This is a genomic window from Candidatus Synechococcus spongiarum SH4 (genome assembly GCF_000586015.1).
GTDB lineage: Bacteria > Cyanobacteriota > Cyanobacteriia > PCC-6307 > Cyanobiaceae > Synechococcus_B > Synechococcus_B spongiarum_F.
Genome location: NZ_JENA01000074.1, coordinates 1 through 7,108 on the forward strand (window position 1 = coordinate 1; position 7,108 = coordinate 7,108).

Below are 7,108 nucleotides of genomic sequence, written 5' to 3' on the forward strand. Positions count from 1 at the left end.
TAGACGGGCTGCTCTCCGCCGTCAAGCAGCAGGTCGATGCGGCTCTTTTTCTGGCGGCCGTAGGCCACCTCCCGGCGGATGGTTTCGTAGGGGCCAAGCTGGGGGTCCAGCCTCCCTTGACGGATGGCCTGCTCCAGCAGACGGTTGGGCAGGGCGGTATTGATGCCCACCCACTCGGGCTGTCCACCGTCGCCGCGGACCTGAATCTGCTCCCAGGTCCAGGCCAGTTTGCGGTGGGGGCTGGGGTCATGGCGGATGCGCACCGGGGATCCCGCCTGACAGACACCGGTCATGGGACCCGTGTTGGGGCAGTGGGCCGTCACCTCGGTCCCGTCCGCCAGCCGCACATCCGCCAGGAAGCGCCGGTAGCGCCGCAACAAGATCCCTTCAGCGAGGGGGGCAAAGCACAGCACCCGGCGTGATTGCCCCGTCTCCGTCTCCGTCTCCGCCTCTGTCCGACCCATTCCCGACTCCCTTTGCACACCCGGCTATCCTGCCCCAGTGACAGCCCCCATGGTCCACTCCCCGCCTGCGCGTTCCCTCGGCCGGATCGGGCTGATCGTCGGAGCCGCCACCGGTTTGAGCAAACTGGGGGGCTTGGCGCGCCAGTTGGCCCTGGCGGCAGCCTTCGGCATTGGCCCCGCCTATGACGCCTATAACTATGCCTACGTGGCGCCCGGATTCCTGTTGATCCTGCTGGGGGGGATCAACGGCCCCTTCCATAGCGCCATGGTCTCGGTGCTGGCCAAGAGAGACCGTCAACAGGCCCGCCGGCTTCTGGAGAACGTCAGCACCATGGTGGGGGTGGCGCTGGCGCTGGTGACCCTGGCGCTGTTTCTGGGCGCCGAGTTGGTCGTTGACGTCACCGCCCCCGGTCTGGCCCTGGCGGGGAAGGAGACCGTTCGCCAGTTGGCCGTGCTTCAGGTGCGGCTCATGGCGCCCCTGGCGCTGGCGGCGGGGTTGGTGGGTCTGGGTTTCGGCGCCCTCAATGCGGCGGATGCGTTCTGGCTTCCCTCCCTGAGCCCCCTGTTGTCCAGCGGCGCGGTTCTGGTGGGCCTGGGCTGGCTTTGGTGGCAACTGGGAGCAGACATCGGCGCCCCTGAGCAGGCTGTATTGGGGGGCATCGTTCTGGGCATTTCCACCACCACCGGCGGGCTCTTGCAGTGGCTGGCGCAGTTGCCGGCCATGGGTCGCCTGGGGCTGGGCTGGCCACGGCTGCGCTGGCAGTGGCGGGATGCGGGGGTATGGGAGGTGCTGCGGGTGATGGGTCCCGCCACCTTGTCCTCGGGAATGCTCTACATCGCCGTCTTTACGGACCTGTTCTTTGCGTCCCTTCTGCCCCGGGCGGGGGTGGCCGCCGGTCTGACCTATGCCAATCTCCTGGTGCAAACCCCACTGGGCATTGTCTCCAGCATGGTGCTGGTGCCGTTGCTGCCGGCCCTGTCCCGCCTGGCGCGGGCTGGCGACGGGGAGGGTTTCCGCAGGCAACTGCGCTGGGGCCTCATGGTGAGCATTGCCGCCATGTTGCCCATGGGGGCAATGCTCATGGTGCTGGCGGAACCCCTGATCCGCACCATCTACGGCCACGGCGCCTTTGACGCCCGGGCGGCGGAACTGGTAGGGACCCTGCTGGTGGCCTATGGACTGGGAATGCCCGCCTACCTGGCCAGAGATGTGTTGGTGCGGGCCTTCTATGCCCTGGAAGATGCCGTCATCCCCTTTCGTATTGCGGCGGTGAGTATCGGCCTCAATGTTGTTCTGGACTGGAGTCTCATCGGGGGACCGACCCCGGCCGGGCCGCTGCTGCCCTTCAACTTCGGGGCGGCGGGACTGGTGCTGGCCACCATGGGTGTGAACGTGAGCGCAACCCTGGCCCTGATGATCAGCCTGAAGCGGCACGGGCAATCATTGCCCTGGCGGCCGCTGCTGCGGGACGGGCTGGCCCTGCTGGCGGCCACAGCCGCAGGGGCGTTGGCGGCCGTGCTGGCCAGTCGACTGGTGGGCTGGCCCCGGGGATTTGTGGGCGGTGTGTTGGAACTCCTTATTTCTGCAGGCCTGGGCTTGGTGAGCTACGGCTTTCTGGCCCAGCGCCTGCGGGTGGCGGAAGCGGAGGCGCTGTTGCAACTGCTGCGCCGCCGCCTCAGGGATCGTGGCAACCCCGCCCCCGGACCGGAGGCGGACTGATCGTTGGCGCCGCCGCTTGCCCGCCGTCAGGGGATCACCTGCCGTCGCTCCCGCAACTTGAGGGGAACCTCCAGACGACTTCCCATGAGATCCATGTCCTCCACAGACAGGATATTGGCTTCGATACCAGAAGACTTCAAGGCTTTCTCCAGTTCTTGAATCACGGCTTTCTCCACTTGCGCCTCATGGTCAAGGACGGAGCCAACGAGACGGTCCCCCAGCGGCCCAAGGTGCTTGCGCAACACCTCCCGGGTGTTGACGATCTCAACGATCAGCATGACGAACCTGTGGTTGCTGCCCAACCCTATCGGCAACTCTGGCCCCCGACCCACGGCTTCCGGCCCAGTCAGCCGGGCTTGCCGTCAGGGGCGCAACGGCGGATCCGCCGTTGCGCCACAACCACCAGATGAACCAGCAGCGCCAGAAGCCACACCAGGCTGAACCAGCCCAGACGGGGCCAGGGATGGCGCAACAACTGGATGAACCAGAGGCCGGAGTTGAGGGCAGCGTAGAGAGCCCCGTGCAGGGCAAGATTGACCCGCCGTTCCAGATCCTGATAGCGGGGATCCGCAGGATCCGGTTCACCGATCCAACGCAAAGGCATGGTGGGGCAACAACAGCGCAGGTCCATTCTCTCCGGCAGCGCCCCGGCAACGGGCCAACCCCGTGGACTTGACGCCCGGAGTTGCCTGGGTGCATAATCAACTACCGTCAGGTTGCCGTTGGCGCCTGGGGGTACCTGATGGGCTTGTAGCTCAGTGGATTAGAGCACCTGACTACGGATCAGGGTGTCGGGAGTTCGAATCTCTCCAGGCCCGTTCAGCCCCCTCCCGGCCGCCCCGTCATGGGCGGCTTCGGTGTGCTTGGGCGTGTTTGGGCGTCCGTAAAGGTTCAAGCAAGAATGCCGCGGTTTTCCCGTCAGATTTACCATTCAAAGGAGCATGCCGTGAACACCCTTGAGCCTGACCACCCGCGCCGCCCGCAACCACTCCCTGCAGGAGAGTGATCCCGACCTGGCCACCCTGATCAGGCAGGAGGAGCAACGCCAGCAGGAGCACATTGAACTGATCGCCAGCGAGAACTTTGCCTCCAGGGCCGTGATGGAGGCCCAGGGAACGGTTCTCACCAACAAGTACGCGGAGGGGTTGCCCGGGAAGCGCTACTACGGCGGTTGTGAGCATATCGACGCGGTGGAATCCCTGGCCATCAGCCGGGCCAAGCGCCTCTTCCAGGCGGAATGGGCCAACGTGCAGCCCCATAGCGGCGCCCAGGCGAATTTCGCGGTGTTTCTGGCGCTGCTGAATCCGGGGGACACCATCCTGGCCATGGACCTGTCCCACGGCGGCCACCTGACCCACGGTTCACCGGTGAGCGTCTCCGGTAAATGGTTCCGGGCGGTGCATTACGGCGTGAATCCGGAGACGGAGCGCCTGGACTTTGCCGCCATTCGCCGCCTGGCCATGGAGTGCAAACCCCGGCTCATCATTTGTGGCTTCTCGGCCTATCCCCGCATCATCGACTTTGCCGCCTTTCGGGCCGTTGCCGACGAGGTGGGGGCCTATCTGCTGGCGGATATGGCCCATATTGCCGGACTGGTGGCGGCGGAGGTCCACCCAAGCCCTCTGCCCCACTGCCATGTGGTGACCACCACCACCCACAAGACCCTGCGGGGTCCCAGGGGAGGTCTGATTCTGTGCAACGACACCGACCGGGGCAAACTCCTGGACAAAGCCGTGTTTCCCGGTTGTCAGGGGGGACCGTTGGAGCACGTGATCGCCGCCAAGGCCGCAGCTCTGGGGGAAGCCCTTACCCCCGATTTCCGCCGCTACGCCCGGCAGGTTGTGACCAATGCGCAAGCCATGGCCCAACGGCTGCAGGAGCGCGGCATGCGGCTGGTATCCGGGGGAACGGACAACCATCTGGCGCTGGTGGACATGCGCTCCCTGGGCATGACCGGGAAACGGGCCGATGCCCTGCTCAGTGACGTGAAGATGGCCGTCAACAAGAACACCATCCCTTTTGATCCCGAGTCCCCCTTTGTCACCAGCGGGATCCGCCTGGGCGCCGCCGCCATGACCACCCGGGGGTTTGACGCGGCGGCATTCCGGCAGGTGGCGGAGGTAATTGCGGATCGCCTCCAGAACCCGGACAGTGAAGAGGTGCTGCACCATTGCCGCCAGCGGGTGGATGAACTATGCCGTCGTTTCCCGTTGTAATTCCCGCGCCCATGGCCACTCAACCGCGTCTGCCGCATCCTTCAGATTCCACTCGCCATGGCTGCTGAGATGGCAGACATCCTCGCCAGCGTTGCCAGCCCCTGGAGCTTCAGCCTGTTTGTGTTTGGTCTTTCCGTGCTGATCACAACCTTGCTTGTTCCGCTTGTGCGGGGGGTGGGGTTGCGATTGGGCCTCACGGACCGGCCCGACGACATCCGTAAGCAGCACAAGACACCCGTGGTGCGGATTGGGGGAATTGCCATGGTGCTGGGATTCAGCCTGGCTTTGGCTGTGATCTGGGCCTGTGGAGGTTTTGGCGTTCTGCCCAGGAATCAGGAGGTGCTGATCTGGACGGCCATCGGGGGATCACTGGCGTTTTTCTGCATCGGCCTGGTGGATGATCTCTTCTCGCTGCCTCCACTGCCCCGCCTCTTCGTGCAGCTTCTGGTTGCAACCATGGCGTGGGAAACGGGCGTCCGCATCAGCGCCGTTGACCTCTATCCGGGCGGCCAAGTGCTGCACTTCTCTACGGGCTTCAGTTTGCTGGTAACGATGCTGTGGCTGGTGGGCATTACCAACGCCATCAACTGGATTGACGGGCTTGACGGGTTGGCGGCAGGGGTTGGCGGCATCGCGGCGGTGGGCCTTACGGTTGTCACCTTCTACGTAAACGACCAGGTTGCCCTGGCCCCCACACTGCTGGCCGCGGCCCTGGCGGGAACCTGCCTGGGGTTTTTGCGCTACAACCTGAACCCGGCGCAGATCTTCATGGGAGACGGGGGATCCTACTTTCTCGGTTTTGCCCTGGCCTCCATCAGCATTATTGGTCCGGCAAAGGAGTTTGCCGGAGTCAGCCTTCTGTTGCCCCTGGTGATTCTCTTCCTGCCCCTGGCGGACATGTCCGCCGTAGTGATGGGTCGGCTGCGTTCAGGTCGATCCCCTTTCTACCCGGATCGACGTCATCTGCACCACCGTCTATTGCGGGCAGGGTTCAGCCATCGGCATACCGTCTTTCTGATCTATGCCGTTGCCCAGTGGCTGGTCTGTCTGGCCCTGGTGGTGACCAACGTGGGCAATCGTTTCCTCTGGTTAAGCCTGGCGACGGCCTTGCTCATCTGGTTGCTCCTGCGCAGTGGTCGGGAGCGGGTGACAGTGAACGGGGCTGATGATCCGCCATCGCAGGGAGAGCAAGGTGGCGGGACGGCCCAGGAAGCCCATCCCCAGACATCCCTTCCGCAGGAAGAGTCACAGGCGGTCCCGGCGGCAACCAATCGCCCTTCAACCCAACAACCCCCTCAGACCGAATCAGTCAAGATCGTGTCATCCCATCGCAACGGCGCCCATGGACCCTGATCAGGGTCGCCCAAGGGAAGGGGCAGAGGTGCTTTGCATCGGCAGCGAGTTGTTGCTGGGCAACATCCTCAACGGCAATGCCCGCTGGCTGGCGGAAGCCTTGGCGGCCTTGGGCATTCCCCATTTCCGCCAGACGGTGGTGGGAGACAACAGTCAACGGCTGCAGGAAGCGTTGCGGGAAGCAAGCGGTCGTTGTCGGCTTCTCGTTACCACCGGTGGTCTGGGCCCCACCGCCGATGACCTCACCACCCAGGCCATCGCCAGCTTCTTTGGCCAACCCCTGGAACTGCGGGAGGAGGTGTTGGCCGCCATCGCCGCCCGCTACAGAACCAGGGGGCAACCGATGCCGGCCGGCAATCGCAAACAGGCCCTGCTGCCCAAGGGCGCCACCGTCATTCCCAACCCCACCGGCACCGCTCCGGGCATGATCTGGGAGCCGCAACCGGGCTTCGTCATTCTCACCTTTCCCGGCGTGCCCGCTGAATTGCACGCCATGTGGCGGCAAACCGCTGTGCCCTGGCTGCAGCAGGAGTCCTATGGCCGTGGCGTGGTGATGAGCCGCATCCTGCGGTTCTGGGGGGTGAGTGAATCCCGGCTGGCGGAGGCCGCCGCCACTGAACTGACCCAAACCAATCCCACCGTTGCCCCCTATGCCGGCACGGGCGAGGTGAAGCTCAGAATTACAGCCTGTGCGGAAACCAGCCAAGGGGCCGAGGCCCTGATCGCACCCACCCAGGCGCGGCTGATGAAACTGGGGGGCAGCAGCTTCTATGGGTGGGATGACGACAGCCTGGCCAGTGTGGTGCTGAATCTGCTGATGGAGCGCCGGCAAACCGTGGCTGTTGCCGAGTCCTGCACCGGTGGCGGCGTGGCGGCAGCCCTCACAGCGGTTCCCGGCAGTTCAGCCGTTGTGCCGGGAGGCATCGTGGCCTATGCCAACGCCGTCAAGCACAAGCTGCTTGGCGTGGCCGCCACTGATCTGGAACGCCATGGGGCCGTGAGCACCCCGGTTGCCAAAGCCATGGCCATCGGGGTGCGCCATCGTCTTGGGGCGGACTGGGGTGTGGCGGTCACCGGCATCGCAGGACCCGGCGGGGGGAGTGCCGGCAAACCCGTGGGGCTTGTGGTGTTCGCCGTGGCCAGTGGGCAGGGCGCCGTCACGGTCACCAAGCGGTTCAACTCCAGCCGTGGCCGCCGCTGGATTCAATCCGTCAGCGTGGGCGCCAGCCTGGATCTGCTGCGGCGCCAGCTTTTGGGTCTCGAACTGGAAACCCCCTGGAGTTAAAGCCGCCCCCTATGAACGTGGTTGCCGTAGCCCCCGCTGCGGCCAGCCATTGGGCATCAAACAGGCGGGA

General features: G+C 65.0%; 7 protein-coding genes and 1 tRNA gene. 5 read left to right on the forward strand and 3 right to left on the reverse strand.

Going from position 1 to position 7,108, the window contains the following annotated elements; genetic code table 11:
• On the reverse strand, nucleotides 1-464 hold a 464-nt coding region (locus BG35_RS10335), incomplete at its 3' end, for a DNA/RNA nuclease SfsA (RefSeq protein ID WP_173399734.1).
• Nucleotides 465-513: 49 nt separating this feature from the next.
• Between BG35_RS10335 and murJ the strand changes: the two genes are divergently transcribed.
• Nucleotides 514-2,184 carry a murein biosynthesis integral membrane protein MurJ gene (gene murJ / locus BG35_RS0104795; RefSeq protein ID WP_025781935.1) on the forward strand — a complete coding sequence of 557 codons (1,671 nt, stop codon included), beginning with the start codon at nucleotides 514-516 and terminating at the stop codon, nucleotides 2,182-2,184.
• A 26-nt stretch (nucleotides 2,185-2,210) separates the two neighbouring features.
• Here murJ and BG35_RS0104800 read toward each other — a convergent pair whose 3' ends face one another.
• Nucleotides 2,211-2,462 (reverse strand): hypothetical protein, encoded by a 252-nt coding sequence (locus BG35_RS0104800; protein WP_025781936.1) that lies wholly within the window; start codon nucleotides 2,460-2,462, stop codon nucleotides 2,211-2,213.
• A 68-nt stretch (nucleotides 2,463-2,530) separates the two neighbouring features.
• Nucleotides 2,531-2,788: a hypothetical protein gene (locus BG35_RS0104805; RefSeq protein ID WP_025781937.1), complete on the reverse strand. Its 258-nt coding sequence runs from the start codon at nucleotides 2,786-2,788 to the stop codon at nucleotides 2,531-2,533.
• A gap of 140 nt (nucleotides 2,789-2,928) precedes the next feature.
• Here BG35_RS0104805 and BG35_RS0104810 point away from each other — a divergent pair.
• From BG35_RS0104810 to BG35_RS0104825, 4 genes are all read left to right on the forward strand, one after another.
• A tRNA-Arg gene (locus BG35_RS0104810) sits at nucleotides 2,929-3,002 on the forward strand.
• Between the two features lie 144 nt (nucleotides 3,003-3,146).
• Nucleotides 3,147-4,400, forward strand: a complete 1,254-nt coding sequence (gene glyA / locus BG35_RS10340; RefSeq protein ID WP_173399735.1) for a serine hydroxymethyltransferase — start codon at nucleotides 3,147-3,149, stop codon at nucleotides 4,398-4,400.
• Nucleotides 4,401-4,457: 57 nt separating this feature from the next.
• Complete coding sequence (locus tag BG35_RS10345; protein ID WP_071994787.1) at nucleotides 4,458-5,753, forward strand: glycosyltransferase family 4 protein; 1,296 nt, start codon at nucleotides 4,458-4,460, stop codon at nucleotides 5,751-5,753.
• Entirely contained in the window at nucleotides 5,743-7,038 is a 1,296-nt protein-coding gene (locus BG35_RS0104825; protein ID WP_025781938.1) for a competence/damage-inducible protein A, read from the forward strand. Before BG35_RS10345 ends, BG35_RS0104825 begins: the two co-directional genes overlap by 11 nt.
• Nucleotides 7,039-7,108 lie beyond the last annotated feature (70 nt).